Annotated in this window: 17 protein-coding genes and 1 other RNA gene; 8 read left to right on the plus strand and 10 right to left on the minus strand. The window is 72.6% G+C overall.

All coding sequences use genetic code 11. The annotated features are described in order from the left end of the window. Window positions 1–83 precede the first annotated feature (83 nt). Window positions 84–677 carry an ABATE domain-containing protein gene (locus AB0F03_RS14595; RefSeq protein ID WP_361990673.1) on the minus strand — a complete coding sequence of 198 codons (594 nt, stop codon included), beginning with the start codon at window positions 675–677 and terminating at the stop codon, window positions 84–86. Between the two features lie 189 nt (window positions 678–866). Between AB0F03_RS14595 and AB0F03_RS14600 the strand changes: the two genes are divergently transcribed. The 4 genes from AB0F03_RS14600 to AB0F03_RS14615 all read left to right on the plus strand — a co-directional run bounded on the left by AB0F03_RS14600 (window position 867) and on the right by AB0F03_RS14615 (window position 4903). Continuing rightward, window positions 867–1694 (plus strand): putative immunity protein, encoded by an 828-nt coding sequence (locus AB0F03_RS14600; protein ID WP_361990676.1) that lies wholly within the window; start codon window positions 867–869, stop codon window positions 1692–1694. Window positions 1695–1853: 159 nt separating this feature from the next. After that, window positions 1854–3227: a nitrate/nitrite transporter gene (locus AB0F03_RS14605; RefSeq protein ID WP_361990679.1), complete on the plus strand. Its 1374-nt coding sequence runs from the start codon at window positions 1854–1856 to the stop codon at window positions 3225–3227. 87 nt (window positions 3228–3314) lie between these two features. After that, entirely contained in the window at window positions 3315–4466 is a 1152-nt protein-coding gene (locus AB0F03_RS14610; protein WP_361990682.1) for a uroporphyrinogen-III synthase, read from the plus strand. Between the two features lie 101 nt (window positions 4467–4567). Further along, window positions 4568–4903, plus strand: a complete 336-nt coding sequence (locus AB0F03_RS14615; RefSeq protein ID WP_361990685.1) for a hypothetical protein — start codon at window positions 4568–4570, stop codon at window positions 4901–4903. Window positions 4904–4937: 34 nt separating this feature from the next. On the opposite strand, the gene AB0F03_RS14620 is transcribed toward AB0F03_RS14615, so the two are convergent. Further along, window positions 4938–5915 carry a LysR family transcriptional regulator gene (locus AB0F03_RS14620; RefSeq protein ID WP_361990688.1) on the minus strand — a complete coding sequence of 326 codons (978 nt, stop codon included), beginning with the start codon at window positions 5913–5915 and terminating at the stop codon, window positions 4938–4940. 83 nt (window positions 5916–5998) lie between these two features. Here AB0F03_RS14620 and AB0F03_RS14625 point away from each other — a divergent pair, with 83 nt between their 5' ends. The 3 genes from AB0F03_RS14625 to AB0F03_RS14635 all read left to right on the plus strand — a co-directional run bounded on the left by AB0F03_RS14625 (window position 5999) and on the right by AB0F03_RS14635 (window position 9466). Next, window positions 5999–7261, plus strand: a complete 1263-nt coding sequence (locus tag AB0F03_RS14625) for an MFS transporter (protein WP_361990691.1) — start codon at window positions 5999–6001, stop codon at window positions 7259–7261. A gap of 423 nt (window positions 7262–7684) precedes the next feature. Continuing rightward, window positions 7685–7807 carry a hypothetical protein gene (locus tag AB0F03_RS14630; RefSeq protein ID WP_361990694.1) on the plus strand — a complete coding sequence of 41 codons (123 nt, stop codon included), beginning with the start codon at window positions 7685–7687 and terminating at the stop codon, window positions 7805–7807. A 312-nt stretch (window positions 7808–8119) separates the two neighbouring features. Continuing rightward, window positions 8120–9466: a helix-turn-helix transcriptional regulator gene (locus tag AB0F03_RS14635; protein WP_361990696.1), complete on the plus strand. Its 1347-nt coding sequence runs from the start codon at window positions 8120–8122 to the stop codon at window positions 9464–9466. Between the two features lie 109 nt (window positions 9467–9575). Here AB0F03_RS14635 and ssrA read toward each other — a convergent pair. The 5 genes from ssrA to ftsE all read right to left on the minus strand — a co-directional run bounded on the left by ssrA (window position 9576) and on the right by ftsE (window position 13590). Next, window positions 9576–9944: a transfer-messenger RNA gene (gene ssrA / locus AB0F03_RS14640) on the minus strand. Window positions 9945–10058: 114 nt separating this feature from the next. Continuing rightward, entirely contained in the window at window positions 10059–10601 is a 543-nt protein-coding gene (gene smpB, locus AB0F03_RS14645) for an SsrA-binding protein SmpB (RefSeq protein ID WP_361990856.1), read from the minus strand. 95 nt (window positions 10602–10696) lie between these two features. After that, window positions 10697–11878, minus strand: a complete 1182-nt coding sequence (locus AB0F03_RS14650) for a S41 family peptidase (protein ID WP_361990699.1) — start codon at window positions 11876–11878, stop codon at window positions 10697–10699. 68 nt (window positions 11879–11946) lie between these two features. After that, window positions 11947–12864 carry a permease-like cell division protein FtsX gene (gene ftsX / locus AB0F03_RS14655; protein ID WP_356823910.1) on the minus strand — a complete coding sequence of 306 codons (918 nt, stop codon included), beginning with the start codon at window positions 12862–12864 and terminating at the stop codon, window positions 11947–11949. Between the two features lie 36 nt (window positions 12865–12900). Then, window positions 12901–13590, minus strand: a complete 690-nt coding sequence (gene ftsE / locus AB0F03_RS14660; RefSeq protein ID WP_121788490.1) for a cell division ATP-binding protein FtsE — start codon at window positions 13588–13590, stop codon at window positions 12901–12903. Window positions 13591–13849: 259 nt separating this feature from the next. On the opposite strand from ftsE, the gene AB0F03_RS14665 reads away from it, so the two are divergent. After that, complete coding sequence (locus AB0F03_RS14665) at window positions 13850–14041, plus strand: hypothetical protein (protein ID WP_100826534.1); 192 nt, start codon at window positions 13850–13852, stop codon at window positions 14039–14041. Between the two features lie 141 nt (window positions 14042–14182). Here AB0F03_RS14665 and AB0F03_RS14670 read toward each other — a convergent pair whose 3' ends face one another. From AB0F03_RS14670 to AB0F03_RS14680, 3 genes are all read right to left on the minus strand, one after another. Beyond that, a complete protein-coding gene (locus tag AB0F03_RS14670; RefSeq protein WP_361990704.1) occupies window positions 14183–15136 on the minus strand; it encodes a hypothetical protein in 954 nt (317 codons plus the stop codon). Between the two features lie 297 nt (window positions 15137–15433). Further along, the gene (prfB, locus tag AB0F03_RS14675) at window positions 15434–16540 is read right to left on the minus strand and encodes a peptide chain release factor 2 (RefSeq protein ID WP_361990707.1); all 1107 of its coding nucleotides are present in this window, start codon (window positions 16538–16540) and stop codon (window positions 15434–15436) included. A gap of 101 nt (window positions 16541–16641) precedes the next feature. Continuing rightward, window positions 16642–17868: a protein kinase gene (locus AB0F03_RS14680; RefSeq protein ID WP_361990710.1), complete on the minus strand. Its 1227-nt coding sequence runs from the start codon at window positions 17866–17868 to the stop codon at window positions 16642–16644. Window positions 17869–17936 lie beyond the last annotated feature (68 nt).

Consider the following 17936-nt stretch of genomic DNA (forward strand, 5'->3'; position numbering starts at 1 on the left):
AACGGCCCGAGGATGACCGTGTATACGGCAACTAAAACCTGGTGTTGCGCAAATCACTCCAGGTCCGGGGCGCGTCCGGCCCCTCAGGTCCGCGCCGGCGCCGTCCGCCGCCGGTGCCGGGCCACCCGCTCCCGGTTCCCGCACACCTCGCTGGAGCACCAGCGGCGACGGCGCCCACGGGAGGTGTCGAGGTACACCAGGGGGCAGGTGTCCCCCTCGCACTCGCGCACGGCGGCTCTCGCCACGGGGTCGGTGAGCAGCTCGACGGCGTCCCGGGCCACGACGGCGAGCAGCGCGGCACAGCCGGGCGGCGCGGCCAGCTCCCGTACGAGGCCGCCGTCCCTCCCCCGTACGGCGACGACGACCGGGACCGCGACCCCTGCGGCCTCGTTCACCCGCCGCAGCGCACGCCCGTACGACGCCGTGCCCCCGGCCTGCGGCTCCCGCACCAACGTCCCTATGCTCCCGCGCAGTTCCCGGAACCCGGTCGGCCAGGAGGCGTCGGCGTGGTCCAGCGCCGTACCGGCCGGCACGATCCCCACGCCGATGATCCACGCGCACAACGGGCCCGTCCCGTCCAGCCGTTCGACCGGATGCGTGGTGGCGAGGAGGTCCAGACACACCCGCCCGGCGTCGAACCGCAGCTCGTACGGGGGCGTGGCGCCACCGAGTGCCATGTGCCAGTCACCGCCTAGGCAGGAACCGCGCGGAGCCATGCGCGAGCATGCTGGGGGACCGTTCCGTCCCCTCCTCACACAGTGCCCGCCCGCGGGGGGCGCCGGAACCCCCCGCGTCCGGTTCGCGTCACCGCCGGCGCCCCGATTCCGTCCTGGCGCCGGGCTGGCGGGCCGCGGCAGGATCGGGCCATGTCCACGGAACCGAACGGACCGGCCGGACCGGCCACGATCGAGCTGAGCGCACGCGAGCTGCGGGAGATCGCGGGTTACGCCGCGGACTGCGCGTTCGGCGTCCTGGCGCTCTTCGAGGAGAGCGTCCCGGGCGATCCGCGTCCTCGCGAGGCCATCGACGCGGCCCGCGCCTTCGCGGCGGGCGGCCGGCGCACGGCGGCGCTGCGGCAGAGCGCTTGGGCGGCGTACCGGGCCGCGCGGGAGGCCGCCTCGCCCGCGGCGGCCGAGGCGGCACGGGCGGCGAGCCACGCGGCCGGCGCCGCCTTCCTGCACCCCAGGGCAAGCGCTCACCAGGTCCGCCACATACTGGGCGCGGCGGCGCACGCGATCCGGGCGGAAGAACTGGCAGCCACGGACGCCGCGAACGCCCGCGCCGGCGCCCCGGGAGCGACAGCCACCACCGGCCGGAACACCCGCGCCGGCACCGCAGAGGCGGCAGCCGCGAACGCCCCCACCGCACGCCTCGGCGCCCGGGAACCGGCAGCCGCGGACAGCGCGGACGCACGCATCGGCGCCGCAGACGCCACAGCCACTGACGCCCGGGACGCACGCGCCGTGGAACCGGTGGCCGCCGACCGCCCGGACGTACGCGCCGCAGGACCGGCAGCCACGGACGACCTCCCTGTCGCCCGCGCCGCAGGACCCGTCGCGGACGGCCGGGGTTCGGTGGGGCGGGGGGTGCCCGCTGCCGTTGCCGTGGTGCTCGGCCGGTTGCCCGGTGCGCCGGCCGGTGGCGGACGCGTGGGTGCGATCATGCGCGACCTCGACGCCGCCCTCCGCGGCTGAGGGCGCCCGGACCGGCCGCCTCACGGACCGCCGGGCGGGCGAGTGAGAGCAACGTTCCCTTCCGGTCACCCACAGCCACAGGCCGGAAACCCGGCCTCCCTACCTTCGGGCTCAGTCAGTGGTCGGCAGACCGAGCAGCCGGAGCACCGTGGAGGCGCGATGACAGCCCCAGTCCCAACCCGTCGCAGTGGCCGCTGGATCGATCGCTGGGATCCGGAGGACGAGGGATTCTGGGCGGCGACCGGGGAGCGGATCGCGCGCCGCAACCTGTGGTTCTCCGTGCTCTGCGAGCACATCGGGTTCTCCGTGTGGACCCTGTGGTCGGTGCTGGTGCTGTTCATGGGGCCCGAGTACGGGCTCACTCCCGCCGACAAGTTCCTGCTGACCTCGATGGTCACCCTGGTGGGCGCGGTCGCCCGCGTGCCGTACACCTTCGCCGTCGCCGTCTTCGGCGGCCGGAACTGGACGGTGATCTCGGCCGCTCTCCTGCTCGTCCCGACGGTCGCCGCGTTCTGGGTGATGGAACCGGGGACGTCCTTCTCCACCTTCCTCCTGGTGGGCCTGCTGACCGGCATCGGCGGCGGCAACTTCGCCTCCTCGATGACCAACATCAACGCCTTCTTCCCGCTCAGGAAGAAGGGCTGGGCGCTGGGCCTGAACGCCGGCGGCGGCAACATCGGCGTGCCCGTCATCCAGCTCGTGGCGCTCGCCGTCATCGGCGCGAGCGGCGGCCCGCGCGTGCTGCTCGGGATCTACATCCCGCTGATCGTCGTGGCCGCCGTGCTCGCCGCGCTGTTCATGGACAACCTGGCGTCGGTGCGCAACGACACCGGCGCGGCCAGGGACGCGGCGAAGGACGCCCACACCTGGATCATGGCGTTCCTGTACGTCGGCACGTTCGGCTCGTTCATCGGCTACAGCTTCGCGTTCGGCCAGGTGCTGACGATCCAGTTCGGCCGGACCCCGCTCCAGGCGGCGTACCTCACGTTCGTCGGACCGCTGCTCGGCTCCCTCGTGCGCCCCGTCGGCGGCCGGCTCGCCGACCGGTACGGCGGCGCCCGCATCACCCTGTGGAACTACGTCGGCATGGCCGCCGCCACCGCCGTCCTCGTGGCCGCCAGCATGCGGCAGTCGCTGCCGCTGTTCGTGTCCGTGTTCGTCGTCCTGTTCGTGCTCAGCGGCCTCGGGAACGGGTCGACGTACAAGATGATCCCGGGCATCTTCCAGGCCAAGGCCCTGGCCCAGGGCCTGGAGGGCGAGGCGGCCGTCGCCGAGGGCCGGCGGCTGTCCGGCGCCTCCATGGGCCTGATCGGCGCGGTCGGCGCGCTCGGCGGAGTCGGCATCAACCTCGCCTTCCGGCAGTCCTTCCTCTCCTCCGGCTCCGGCACCGGCGCGTTCGTCGCCTTCCTCGTCTTCTACGGCGCCTGCTTCGCACTCACCTGGGCCGTATACCTTCGACGCACGGCCGGGCAGGTTCCGGCGACGGCAGCGGCTTCACCGGAGAAGGCCCAGCTCGGCTACGCCGAGGTGTGACGTAACACCGGCGACACGGAGCCGAACCGAGCCCGTCACGCACCGTTGACAGGCTCGGTCGGCGTGCCGGTCAGCTAGGAGAGCCCCATGGACGACGAAGAGCAGCAATCCGAGCACGGTCCCCTCGCCGGGTTCACCGTGGGCGTCACCGCCGCGCGCCGCGCCGACGAGCTGGGCGCCCTGCTCCGGCGGCGCGGCGCCGCCGTCGTGCACGCCCCCGCCCTGCGGATCGTGCCGCTCGCCGACGACGGCGAACTGCTCGCCGCCACGAAGGAGATCATCGGCCACGCGCCGGACGTGGTGGTGGCCACCACCGCGATCGGCTTCCGCGGCTGGGTCGAGGCCGCCGACGGCTGGGGCCTGGGAGAACAGCTCCTCGGCCGGCTGCGCGGGGTACGGCTGCTGGCCCGCGGCCCCAAGGTCAAGGGGGCCATCCGGGCGGCCGGTCTCACGGAGGAGTGGTCGCCCTCCTCGGAGTCCCTGGCCGAGGTGCTCGACCGCCTCCTGGAGGAGGGCGTCGACGGGCACCGGGTCGCCGTACAGCTGCACGGGGAGCCGCTGCCCGGCTTCGTGGAGTCGCTGCGCGCCGCGGGTGCGGACGTGGTCCCGGTCCCGGTGTACCGCTGGATGCCCCCCGAGGACATCAGCCCCCTGGACCGCCTCCTGGACGCGGCCGTCACCCGCGGTGTGGACGCCCTGACCTTCACCAGCGCCCCCGCCGCGGCCTCCCTCCTCTCCCGCGCGGAGGACCGCGGCCTGCTGGACGAGCTGCTGGCGGCCCTGGCCCACGATGTCCTGCCGGCCTGTGTGGGCCCGGTCACCGCGATCCCCCTCCAGGCCCACGGAGTGGACACGGTCCAGCCGGAGCGTTTCCGCCTCGGCCCCCTCGTCCAGCTGCTGTGCCAGGAACTCCCCTCCCGCGCCCGCGCGTTGCCCGTGGCCGGCCACCGGGTGGAGATCCGCGGCCATGCGGTCCTGGTTGACGGCGACCTGCGGCCCGTACCCCCGGCCGGCATGTCCCTGCTGCGCGCCCTGGCCCGCCGCCCCGGCTGGGTGGTCCCGCGCGCCGACCTGCTGCGCGCCCTGCCCGGCACGGGCCGCGACGAACACGCCGTGGAGACGGCCATGGCCCGCCTGCGCACGGCCCTGGGCGCGCCGAAGCTGATCCAGACGGTGGTGAAGCGGGGCTACCGCCTGGCACTGGACCCGGCGGCGGACGCGAAGTACGCGGACGCGTAGGCACCGTGCGCGGCGGGCCGAGGGTCCGGAGACCGGCGTCCAGGCTCTGGAACTGCTCAAGTGGCTTGGGGAGCGCGGCCCGTGCCCGCATCATCGTCCTCATGATGGGATTCGCGGGATTCGACAGGAAACAAGACGGCGTGCTGGTCATCCGGGACTCGGACCTCGTCACCGCGGCCCTGCGGGAGGCGCTGGCCGGGGCGTCGCCCGAGGAACGCCCGGGGCTGGAACGCGCGCTCGCCGCCGTCGCCGCAACCGCCGATGCCACCGAGGGGCAGGTGCGGGCCCGCTGGGTCCGCTCCCGGCTGGCGGACGCCGGCTTCACCGGCGACATCGCCTCGATCGCCGCGCTGAAGGCGCTGCGCCGGGCCGAGCCGCAGCTGAGCCTGCTGACGGCGGTCCAGCTCCAGAAGGAGGCGGTGGCCCACCCGGAGTAGGGCGGCCCGCGAGCCGTCCCACGGCGCGGGGCCGTCAGGGGCGGGCGTTCATCACGTCCTCGTCGGCGGTGGGGATCCAGCCGTCGCCGGGACGCCGCAGCCAGCCCTCGGCCCGGGCGATCTCGGCCCCCGCCCGGCGCAGCGCGGCCAGTGCGGGATGCACCAGCCCCCTGCGCCAGACCAGGGAGACGGGCGACAACGGGACGGGGCCGACGAGGGGCCGCCGTACCGTGCCGGGCATGGGCGGGAAGTCCAGGACGGCCAGCACCGGGGCGCGGGTCTTGGCCATGATCCGCCCGAACTCCTCGTCGCCGACGGCCAGCGGGAGGGGCGGGGCGAGCCGGATCCCCCGGCCCTCGAAGAGCTGCCGGGCCAGGTCGGTCCACTCCCGGGTGCGCGGGTTCCCGGCACCGGCGTACACCGCCTCCCCGGCCAGCGCGCCCACCGGCACCCGGGCCAGCGCGGCCAGCGGGTGATCGACGGGCAGGACGACGGCCATCGGCTCGTACCGCACCGGCTGCTGCTCCAGGCCGGCCCGCAGCGCCGGGTCCAGCCCCGCGAACCGGCCGAAGGACACGTCCAGCCGGCCGGCCAGCAGATCGGCGGCGGCGCCCGTGAGGCCGCTCTCGTAGCGGGCCATCAGTTCGCAGTCGGGGGCGAGTTGCCTGGCCCGGTGCAGCACCCGGCGGCCGGTGACCAGGCCGGGGCTGTTGAGGTCGACGAGCAGCGGGCGGGCCTGGCCGGGGGCGAACGCGGCCAGCAGGTCGTCCTGGGCGGCGAGGACGCGGCGCGCGAGCGGCAGCAGGCGCTCGCCGTCCGCGGTCAGCGTGACCTGCCGGGTGGTCCGCACGAACAGCTCGGCGCCCAGCTCCCGTTCCAGCCGCCGTACGTCCCGGCTCAGCGCCTGCTGGGCGACGTAGAGGCGGGCAGCGGCCCGGGTGAAATGCAGTTCCTCGGCGACGGCGACGAAGGAACGCAGCAGGCGCGGGTCTGCGGGAGCGGGGGCGGGCATGGGCGGAACCTACAACGCCGGTGCGTGAATCGGCACCCGGAAGGTGTTGGACCGCTGCTCCGCTCCGGGGCGACCGTGGTGGCATGCCGCAACAGACCACCGTCGACGGCCGGATACGCCGGGAGGGGCCGCCGCCCACCGGATACCGCCGTCTCCTCGCCCTCCCCGGTGCCCGCGCCTTCACCGCCGGGAACCTGCTCGCCCGCCTTCCCATGGGCATGTTCAGCGTGAGCGCGGTCGTGATGATCGCCGGTTCCCGGGGTTCGTACGCCCTCGCCGGCGCCGTCACCGCCACCGGTCTCGCGGCGACCGGGCTGGCCGGGCCCTGGCTCGCCCGGCTCGTCGACCGGTACGGGCAGGCCCGTACCGCGCTGCCGGCCACGCTCGTCTCCGTGCTCGCCAGCCTCGCCCTGCTGCTGTGCGTCCGCTGTGACGCCCCCGACTGGACCCTGTTCGCCGCCTACGCCGGCACCGCGGCCACCCCGAACATCGGCGGCCTGTCCCGCGCCCGCTGGGCCCATCTGCTGCGCGACGAACCGGACGCGCTGCATACCGCGAACTCCTTCGAACAGGCCGCCGACGAGCTGTGCTTCATGCTCGGCCCGGTGCTGGCCTCCTTTCTGACCGGCACGTTCTTCCCTGAGGCGGGCACGCTCGCCGGGGCGGTGCTGCTCCTCGCCGGCATGCTGGTGTTCACCGCGCAGCGGGCGACCGAGCCGCCGCCGGTGGGCCGGTCCAGGGCGCCGTCCCCGCTGCGCAGCCCGGGGATCGCGCCGCTGCTGGTCTGTTTCACCGCCACCGGCGCGGTGTTCGGCGCGATGGAGGTCGTCACGATCGCGTACGCCGACGCGCAGGGGCATCGCGCGGCGGCCGGTGCCGTGCTCGCGCTCCAGGCGGCGGGGTCGTGCGGGGCGGGGCTGGTGTACGGGGCGCGGAAGCCGGCCGTGCCGCGGCTGACCCGGTGCCTGGCGGCGATGGCCGCGCTGATGGTCCTGCCGTGGTCGGCCGCCGCGTTCACCGGGTCGCTGCCGGTGCTGGCGGGGGCGCTGCTGCCGGCCGGCATGGCGACCGCGCCGACCATGGTGACGGCGATGACGCTGGTGCAGCGGCGCACCCCGGCCGGCCGCCTCAACGAGGGCATGAGCCTGATGGTGACCGGGCTGCTCACCGGTGTCGCCTGCGGTTCGGCCGCGGGCGGCTGGGCAGCGGAACACCTCTCCCCCGTCACCGCCTTCACCGTGCCGGCAGCGGCGGCCACGCTGGCGCTGTTCGTCGGCACGGGCACGGAGGCGGCGGGCCGGCTCACGCGCCGCGACAGGGCCCCGGACCGGCGGACGCTCACCTGAGCGTCGATTTACGGTCGGCGATGTGGGTTAAGCGGATCGTTACGAATGTGACCGATCCCATACGATCGGCTTTCTTCTACGACCGGAAACACAGGCAACTCGAAGCCGCTGTAGCCACAGTCCCTACCGGCGAGACCGCCCCGGCCCACCCGTAGCGGCTGTGAACTGCGACAACTGTGAACGACCGACGGGACCTACCGGTGAGTCGGCCGGCCACCCCGCCGTCCGGCAGGACAGCCGAACAAGCAACTGATCGTCAAGTAGACATTTACGAAGGGAGTTGGGGTCCGACGCGCCCACAACTGGGCCTGTGTCGCACGTGTGACCCGGTAGGCTCATCCCAACATCGTCTCTCGCGGCGCACTTCGCGATCGGCTCGTCCGATCGGGGCCGATCGCCCCGCGACCGAGAGGAGGTGTGCGCGTGGAGGACCCGCCCAATGGCGGCGGGCGTGACAACCGGAAGACCGCCCGGAAGATCTTCGGTTGGCTGGCGCTCCAGGCACTGGGTGCCTGGCTGCGACACCAGCTGGAGAACATCTTCTGACGGCGAAAGGCCCCCTGCGCCAACAGGGGACCTTCGGAGTCTCGCTCCCACACGCCGGCCCTGTGCCCCCGCCAACGGCGTGTACACCGTGGGGGCCAGGGCCACTTTCACCACCGAGCTACGTGGACCACAGTGACAACCTGCGGCCGACGTCGTCCAACCTCGCGCATTTCGGCGCGCGCATCCACCGGTTCAGCCGCCTAAAAGCAAAGCGGCCCAGGTGAGTTGCGCCCGCCGCCTGACGATGTGAAACGGTCGTGGCCCGGAAATGGTACCCCTAAAGTGGTCCTCCCGAGGAGGATGAGCACGCTCATGGCACGGGGTCTGGCCGATTTCAGCCCATCGGAGCTGCGCGCGCTCCGCATGAACATCTACGCGCGTCCCGGCGCGGTCGCCCTGACGGCGGAGGAGCTGGCACGGGAGGTCGGCACCACCAAGGCGCAGATCCTCGCCTACGAGAACGGGCACCGAGTGCCAGATCCGCCCCGGGTGCGCGCTCTCGCCCGGGCGCTGGGCACCCACCCCTCCACGCTGATGAACCACCAGCGCCACGCGTCCTGGGACATCGCCGACGTGCGGCGCGCCTGCGGTCTGCGGGCTCGGGACGTGGTGGAGCAGCTCGGGGTGTCGCCCAAGAACTACCGGCGGTTCGAGAACGAGGGCATCGTGCCCAGCCGGCGCCCCCGCTTCCTCGACCAGGTGGCGGCCCTGTTCGCCATCTCGCGGGCCACCCTGGAGCGCGCGGTCAACCGCACCCCGGCGGTCCGCCGGCGCCAGGAGCGGGCCGCTGAGCTGATCGAGACCCTCGCCGAGCGGTACGTGCCCGCCCCGGGGCCGTGGAAGGGACCGGCGCCCGACGACCCGGACCTGATCGAGCTGGCCACCGCCTACGGCCGGCCCGTACAGCGCACCCGACGCGTCCTGACCTACGAGCTGGGCGAGCTGCGGCAGACGCACGTACGGGCGGAGCGGGAACGGGTCATCGCCGACTTCGACACCGACCGGGACCGGCAGGCCAACGCCCAGCTGGCCCTCGCCCGCTGGAACCAGGTCTACGCCCGGGAGCTGGGCCGCATAGCCCCCCGGCTGGAACAGTTCCACCGCAACGCCCAGCCGTCCACGTACTGGCAGTTGCTCGTGGACCTGCTCAACGTGGAGGCGTACGCGTCCCGCGCCGAGGGCGGGCTGTGGGCGGTGACGAGGCTGCTGGCCGCCGACGCCGCGCGCCTGCCGCCGCATCTGGTCGAGCAGCGGCAGATCGACGGCGTCTGCGTCTGCCGGCTGACGGCGGCCGGGCTGGGACACCTCAACACCTTCGCCGGCCTGTACGCCGCCCTGTACCCGGGGGTCCGCCGGCCGCTGCGCTCCCCCCACCGCTCCGGCGGGACACGCGGCCGGCTGTCGCCCGGGACCGAGACCTTCTCCGTCCCGCAGCACGGCGAGCGCCTGGTCGTGCCCCAGCCCGCGCTGGAGGCGTTCCGCGGCGTGGTGGAGCGCACCAAGTCGCTCGTGACGGTGGAGCTCAGCCCACGGCTGCGGCTCAGCATCGGAACGCACTTCATGACCGTCGTCCCCGTCGAGGGCGAGCTGCCCGATCCGGGTCTCCTCGGCGAGACCGCGGGCGGGGACGGGGGCTGGGAGGAGACGCCGCCGGCCTGAGCGGGACGCCCGTTCCGCCCGGCGCGGGCGGGCAAGACGAAGGCCCCGCCGCTGATGCGGCGGGGCCTTCGCCCACATGGGAGGTGGGAGGCCCGGGGGCCTCCCGATCGCGTGGAGATGGCGGGAATCGAACCCGCGTCCAACGGTGCGGAATCAGGGCTTCTCCGTGTGCAGTCCGCTGCGATTTTCTCGGCCCCGGAGATCACGCGGACAAGTCTCCGACGGGCTCAGTCACTGTTTGGTTTCCCTCTTCACCCCGTGACCGGGATCAAGGTTTAGTTCCCTAGCTGATGCCAGGATCCGGGTCGGGAACAGCCCCGGGCTGACACTTCGCGAATCGCTACTTAGGCAGCGAGGGCGAAGGAATCGCGCTTGGTGTTGGCGATTATTTTTTGCGACATATGGTTTACGAGATCATTGCCGCTTCCTCGACACGCTTCCCCTGCTTCGACAGCCGCTGTCGAAACCGATCATCCCCATGTTGTTTTTTCAATCCCCTCCGAGGAGGGGTTCGCGCACCCTCTGTGGAGTGCACTGCCATCGTACGTGACCAACGCCCGACGATGCCAGCCCATTCCCGGCGGCCGGCCGGCTAGACGCCGCGCTGCCTGCGCTTCGCCGCCGCGATCGCCCGGTCCGACTCCCGCCGGTCCTGCTGCTCCCGCAGCGTCTGCCGCTTGTCGTACTCCTTCTTGCCCCGCGCGAGAGCGATCTCGGCCTTCGCCCGGCCGTCCTTGAAGTAGATGGCGAGCGGCACGATCGTGTGTCCCGTCTCCTGGGACTTCGACTCCAGCTTGTCGATCTCCTCACGGTGCAGGAGCAGCTTGCGCTTGCGGCGCGCGGAGTGGTTGGTCCAGCTGCCCTGGTGATACTCGGGGATGTGGGCGTTGTGGAGCCACGCCTCACCCCGGTCGACCTGGACGAAGCCGTCGGTCAGCGAGCTTCGTCCTTCGCGCAGCGACTTGACCTCCGTGCCCATGAGCACGATCCCGGCCTCGAAGGTGTCGATGATCGCGTAGTCGTGCCTGGCCTTCTTGTTCTGGGCGACGATCTTGCGCTTGCCGCCCTTCTCGCCGTCCCTGGCCTTGGCGGCCCCGCCGCCCTGCTTGGGCTGGGACTCCTTCGGTACGTACATTCCCTTGCTCATAGTGCCGCCCATTTTCGCACCACCCAGGGGGTGTGAGTACAGCCGATTACAGGTGGCCGCGCAGCCCGGGCCGCCCCGCGTGGCTACGACGGGTCGCCCAGGCCGGTGAGGACCGTCTCCGCCCGCCCGAGGGCCTCCGGGCCCGCCTCCAGGTCCGGGGTGATGCCCCGGCCGTCGACGGCGTGTCCCGAGGGAGTGCGGTAGTGGCCGACGGTCAGCTCGGCCACCGAGCCGTCGGGCAGCTCGGTCGGCATCTGCACGGAGCCCTTGCCGAAGGTGCGGGAGCCGATCACGACCGCGCGGCCCCGGTCCTGGAGGGCGCCGGTGAGCAGCTCGGCCGCGCTCATGGTGCCGCCGTCGACGAGGACGACCAGGGGCCGGGCGGTGTCGCCGCCGGTGCGGGCGTGCAGGGCGCGCTGGACGCCGTCGACGTCGTAGGTGGCGACCAGGCCGCCGTCCAGGAAACCGGAGGCGGTGTCCACCGCCTCGGTGACCAGGCCGCCGGAGTTGCCCCGCAGGTCGAGGATGGTCCCGCCGTCGGCCGGGGCGGCGCGCAGGGCCTCTTGGACCGCGTCGGCGGAGCCCTTGGTGAACGCGGCGATCCGGACGACGGTGACCCCGCCGGGCAACCGGCGCGCGGTCACGGAGCGGGTGGACAGCCGGGCCCGGCGCAGGGACTCGGTCCACGCGCGCGCGCCCCGCTGGAGGCCGAGCCTGACCGTCGTACCGGCCGGGGCGTCCTGCGCGTGCGCGGCCGGGGCGTCCCCGCGCAGCAGGGAGACCACCTCGGTGACCGGCCGGCCGTCGACCCTGCTGCCGTCGACGCTGCGCAGCCGGTCGCCGGCGTGGATCCCGGCCTCGGAGGCGGGCGAGCCGGGCTGCACCCCGGTCACCTCGATCCGGCCGTCGGGCTCCCGCCGCGCGGACAGCCCCACACCGGTGTAGCGGCCGTCGAGGGCCTCCTGGAACTCCTCGTACTCGCCCTCGGAGTAGACCGCGCCCCACCGGTCCCCGCTGCGGCTCACGGCGCGTTCGGCGGCCTCCATCGGGGACTTGCCGTCGGCCATCGCCTCGGCGGCGGCCCGCTGGACGGCCTCGTGCCGGGTGGCCGGTCCCGCCGGCCCGGCGGCGGGCCGGTGCGCGGGACCGGCCTCCGGGAAGGAGCCGGTGGCGGCGCAGGCGGCCAGGACGCCGGTGAAGACCAATGCCAGGGCGGCCCCGCGGCGCCTGCGGCGGGGCTGACAGAACGGGTCACGGCCTGACATGGCGGTGAGTCTAGGACAACGCGAAGGGCCGTACGGGCGGATGCCCGTACGGCCCTTCTTGGCATGCGTCACACCTTCAGGTACTTGCGCAGGGCGAAGAACGCCGCAAGTGACGGCATCAGCACGCTGGTCGCGAGGATCAGCGGCAGCTTGGTCAACACCGCGTCCCAGCCGACGAAGTTGATGAGCGTGAGCTTGTGGGAGAGGTCCATGCCGTGGTCGATGGTGAAGTACCGGCCGACCACGAGGCCGACACAGGCGAGGCCGCCGCCGATGAGGCCGGCGACCGCGGCCTCGGCGATGAAGGGCGCCTGGATGTAGAAGCCAGAGGCGCCGACCAGGCGCATGATGCCGGTCTCGCGCCGACGGCTGAACGCGGAGACGCGCACGGTGTTGACGATCAGCAGCAGGGCGACGATCAGCATCATCGCCATCACCCCGAGCGCGCCGCGGTTCATCAGGTTGAGCAGCTGGAAGAGGTTGTCCAGGATGCCCTTCTGGTCCTGCACCGACTGCACGCCGTCCCGCCCGTTGAACGCGGTGGCGATCACCTGGTACTTCTGCGGGTCCTTGAGCTTGATCCGGTACGACTCCTGCATCTGGTCCGGCGTGAGCGAGCCGGCCAGCGGGGAGTTGCCGAACTGCTCCTTGTAGTGCTTGTACGCCTCGTCCTGCGACTCGTGGGTCACGTTCTCGACGACGGGCATCTTCTTCAGGTCCACGAGGATCTGCTTCTTCTGGTCCTCGGTGACGGCGCCCTTGGCGCAGTGCACGTCGTTCTCCGCGTCGTGCTTGTTGCACAGGAAGATCGAGACGTTGACCTTGTCGTACCAGTAGCCCTTCATGGTGCTGACCTGGTCGCTCATCAGCAGCGAGCCGCCGAAGAGGGCCAGGGAGAGGGCGACGGAGACGATGACGGCGAAGGTCATCGTCAGGTTGCGGCGGAGACCGACACCGATCTCCGACAGGACGAACTGGGCGCGCATGGCGGGTTCTTCAGGCCTTTCGGGAACTGGGGGCGGTCAGTGCTGGTAGCCGTAGACGCCGCGGGCCTGGTCGCGGACGAGGCGGCCCTTCTCCAGCTCGATGACGCGCTTGCGCATCTGGTCCACGATGTTCTGGTCGTGCGTCGCCATGATGACGGTGGTGCCCGTCCGGTTGATCCGGTCGAGCAGCTTCATGATGCCGACGGAGGTCTGCGGGTCGAGGTTGCCGGTGGGTTCGTCGGCGATCAGCAGCTTCGGCCGGTTGACGAACGCGCGCGCGATGGCCACGCGCTGCTGCTCGCCACCGGACAGCTCGCCCGGTCTGCGGTCCTCCTTGCCGCCGAGCCCGACCAGGTCGAGGACCTGCGGCACGGATTTGCGGATCTCGCCGCGTGACTTGCCGATGACCTCCTGCGCGAAGGCCACGTTCTCCGCGACCGTCTTGTTGGGCAGCAGCCGGAAGTCCTGGAAGACCGTGCCCAGCTGGCGGCGCATCTGCGGCACCTTCCAGTTGGACAGGCGCGCGAGGTCCTTGCCCAACACGTGCACCTGGCCGTGGCTGCACCGCTCCTCGCGCAGGACGAGCCGCAGGAAGGTCGACTTCCCGGAGCCGGAGGACCCCACGAGGAAGACGAACTCGCCCTTCTCCACCTCCAGGGAGACATCCCTGAGTGCGGGGTGGGTCTGCTTGGGGTAGACCTTGGAGACGTTGTCGAATCGGATCACGGATGCACCACGGGTCGCCGGGGGTAGATGAGCGTGACCATACGCGAACCCGGTGTGCAAGTGCAGTCGCAGGCTGAGGTTGGGCAAGAGATGTACGTTTTTGTACCGGCTGCCCGCGCGCGCCGTTTCCCCGCGGCCGCTTCCCGGGGCCCCGCGCACGCCGCGCGGGAACCTGGCACAGTGGATGGGGAACGAAGGGGAACGTATCCGTTCCCGTCAGCGTTCTACATGTGATGGCCGGTGCAAGGAGGGCGAGCGCATGACGTACGACCGGTTGGTGTGCGCGAATTGTGCGGCGCCCGTGAGCGAGGGCCGGTGCCCGGTGTGCCGTGCCAACCGCGAGCGTCTCCAGCAGGAGGGTTTCCTCGCGGGGCTGAACCCGATGGCGCTGATAGCGCTGCTGGCGGTGCTCATCGCCGCGGTGGCGCTGCTGGCGCACCAGACCGCGTAGGAAGCCCGCGGGAGCGCCCGGCGGGGGCGCGGACGCGTGGGAGACGCCGGAGGGCGCGCAAGCGTCGTAAGGGCCCGGAGCGCCTGGCTCCGGGCCCTTACGTGCGTGCCGTGCGTGCGGTGGGTGACCGCGTGGCTACGGTCAGGCGGTGGCGCCGCCCCGGCCGCTGACCAGGCGCGGCAGGACGCGGAAGCCGATACCACCGGCGATCATCGTCGCGGCGCCGACGAGCAGGAACGCGGTCTGACCGGCACCGGTCTCGGCGAGCTGCTTGTCACCGCCCTGGACCGTGGTGTCGGAGCCGGTGTCGGTGAGGGTCGCGGAGCCCTCGTCCTGCGGGACGTCGTGGTTGCCGCCGTCGGGGATGGTGTGGTTGCCGCCGGTGCCGCTCCCGCCGTCACCGGAACCGCCGGTGCTGCCCGAGCCGCCCGTGCTGCCCGAGCCGCCGGAGGTGCCGCTGTCGCCGCCGGAGGTGCCGCCGTCGGTGGAACCGCCGGTGGTCGAACCGCCGTCGGTGGAACCGCCCGTGGCCGAACCACCGTTGGTCGAACCGCCGGTGGTCGAACCGCCGTCGGTGGAACCGCCCGTGGTCGAACCACCGTCGGTCGAACCGCCGTTGGTCGAACCACCGGTGGTGACCGTGCCGCCGTCGGTCGTACCGCCGTCGGTGCTGCCACCGTCGGCGCTGCCACCGTCGGTCGAACCGCCGGCGGTGTCGGTGCCGCCGTCGGTGGTCCCCCCATCGGTGGTCCCGCCGTCGGTCGAACCGCCGTCGGTGGTCCCCCCGGTGGTGACGGTGCCGCCGATGGTGGTCCCGCCGTCGGTCGTGCCGCCGTCGGTCGTGCCGCCGTCGGTCGTGCCGCCGTCGGTGGTGGTCCCGCCGTCGGTGCAGATGCCGATCGGGCAGCCGCCGTCGGTCTCGCCGTCGGTGCCGCCGTCGGAGGCGCCGACGCCGCTCACGCCCAGGCTGATCGGGCCCGCCTGGACATCGAGGTCCAGAGCGGACGCCGCGCCGGCGGCGGTCAGCGACGCACCGGCCGCGATCACGGCGCCGGCGGCTATCCGCGCGACCCGGATCCGCGTCTTCTTCGTCATGTGGTTGCTACCCCCAGTAGCTGATCGTCAGTGAGGCGGCGTGTGGGGCAGGCCGTGATCGACGGAGGCAGCCGGTGACGAAGACCGCGTCAACTCATTCCCCCGGTTCACATGCGCCCCAGACTGTACGCATGCCGCGGCTCACCCTTCCGATTTTTCAAAGCAACGTCAAGGCCGTTGCGGGCGCGATGTCCAGCGGGGCGGCGTTTGGGGGGAGATGGCGCCTGTGAGTGTGATGTAAAACCCAGACAAAAGACAACTGCCGCCCTAGGGGCGGCAGTTGTCATGTCGACAAGCTTACTTCTCCTGCTGCTTGCGCCAGCGAATGCCGGCCTCCAGGAAGCCGTCGATCTCACCGTTGAACACGGCCTCGGGGTTGCCCACCTCGTGCTCGGTGCGCAGGTCCTTGACCATCTGGTACGGGTGCAGCACGTAGGAACGCATCTGGTTGCCCCAGGAGTTGCCGCCGTCGCCCTTGAGGGCGTTCATCTTCTCCTGCTCCTCCTGGCGGCGCCGCTCCAGCAGCTTGGCCTGGAGGACGTTCATCGCGGTCGCCTTGTTCTGGATCTGCGACCGCTCGTTCTGACAGGAGACCACGATGCCGGTGGGCAGGTGGGTGAGCCGCACCGCGGAGTCGGTGGTGTTCACGCCCTGGCCGCCGGGGCCGGAGGAGCGGTAGACGTCCACCCGCAGTTCGGACTCGTCGATCTCGATGTGGTCGGTCTGCTCGACCACCGGAAGGATCTCGACGCCCGCGAACGAGGTCTGGCGGCGGCCCTGGTTGTCGTACGGCGAGATGCGCACGAGGCGGTGGGTGCCCTGCTCGACGGAGAGCGTGCCGTAGGCGTACGGCGCCTGCACGGCGAAGGTGGTCGACTTGATGCCGGCCTCCTCCGCGTACGACGTCTCGTAGATCTCGGTCTTGTAGCCGCGCTGCTCGGCCCAGCGCAGGTACATGCGCTGGAGCTTCTCGGCGAAGTCGGCGGCGTCGACGCCACCGGCCTCGGCACGGATGTTGACGAGTGCCTCACGGGCGTCGTACTCGCCGGACAGGAGGGTACGGACCTCCATCTCGTCCAGCGCCTTGCGCACCGAGGTCAGCTCGGACTCGGCCTCGGCACGGGTGTCCGGGTCGTCCTCCTCCTCGGCCATCTCGAAGAGGACCGCGAGGTCGTCGATCCGGCCGCGCAGCGCCTCCGCCTTCCGCACCTCTGCCTGGAGGTGGGAGAGCTTGCTGGTGACCTTCTGCGCCTCGTCCGGGTTGTCCCACAGGGACGGGGCCGCCGCCTGCTCCTCGAGCGCGGCGATTTGTGCCCTCATCGTATCGAGGTCCAGGACGGCCTCGATCGACTCCATGGTCGAGGAGAGGGACTTCAGCTCTTCGGATACATCGACGACTGCCACGCCTCCAGCGTAACGGCTGCGGCAAGCGGTCCCGCCCGCCTCCCGGCCGGAGGGCGCGGGAGGCGGGCGGGACGGAGCGCGCGGGGGTCCGCTCGCGGCCGTCAGGGGGCCGTCGTGCTGTGGGAGGGCCGGGGCGGCGGGTCGTCCCCGTCGGCCGAGGCCAGCCACACGCCGACGCCGGCGACCGCCGCCAGGACCGCTCCGGCCACGCCCAGCGTGATCCGGCGCCGGCGCACGGCGGCGCGGTGCCGTGCGGAACCCGGCCTGGGCGCGCCGGCGGCCCTGGGGACGCGCGCGGTCCCGTGGGCCCCGCCGGCCAGCTCGTCCGGCGCGGGCACCCGCATCGAGGTGTGCGTGTCGCGGTTGGAGTCCGGCCTGGCACCGGGAACCAGGGGCACGGCGCCCTTGCGCCGCACCGGCTCGGTCGCGCCCGGGGACGCCGGCACCGGCTCCGCCGCCTCCTCGTCGGCCGGATCCGGCTCGTCCACGTCCAGCGGCGGTATCCCGGCCAGCGTCGGCAGCTGCTCGCGCAGCCGGGCCGCCAGCTCCGAGGCCCGCAGCCGGGAGGCGGGCGCCTTGGCCAGGCACTGCACCAGCAGCTGCCACAGCTCCTCGGGGATGCCGGGCAGCGGTACGACGGTCTCGGTGACGTGCCGCCGCAGGACCGCGCCCGGGTGCCCGCCGCCGAAGGGCGTGAAGCCGGCCAGCAGCTCGTACAGGACGGTCGCCAGCGCGTAGATGTCCACGGCGGCCCGGGGCGGCAGGCCCTCGACGATCTCGGGGGCGAGGTAGTCCGGTGTGCCGATGATCTTCGTGGCGCGGGTCCGCTTCGGCGAGTCGATCAGCTTGGCGACGCCGAAGTCGGTGAGCAGGGCGGGGTGGGCGCCGCCCGGCCCCAGCGGGCCCTGCATGTCGAGCAGGACGTTCTCCGGCTTGACGTCCCGGTGGACGATCCCGGCCGCGTGGGCCGCCGCCAGGGCGTCGGCGACGTCCGCGACGATCGCCACGGCCGCCTCGGGGGCGAGCCGCCGCTCCCGCTCCAGGCGGGTGCGCAGGTCGGTGCCGCGCACGAGGTCCATGACCAGGGCCAGGTCGTTGCCGTCGACCACGAGGTCCCGCACGGTGACGATGTGCGGGTGTTCCAGGCCGAGCAGCGCGGTCCGCTCCTGGACGAAGCGTCCGACGAGCTCCTGGTCGGAGGCGAGGTCCTCACGCAGCAGCTTGACGGCGACGGGGCCTTCCGGTCCCTCGCCCAGCCACACCGTGCCGGCGCTGCCCCGCCCCAGGATCTGGTGGGCGGTGTACCGGCTGCCGATCTTCCGTGCCAAGACTGCTCCTACAGACGCGTGTTGTCGTTAAAACTACGCGTCCGGCGAGCCAACCTTCACCGCGGAGA

This window comes from Streptomyces sp. NPDC028722, assembly GCF_040637655.1.
Classification (GTDB): domain Bacteria; phylum Actinomycetota; class Actinomycetes; order Streptomycetales; family Streptomycetaceae; genus Streptomyces.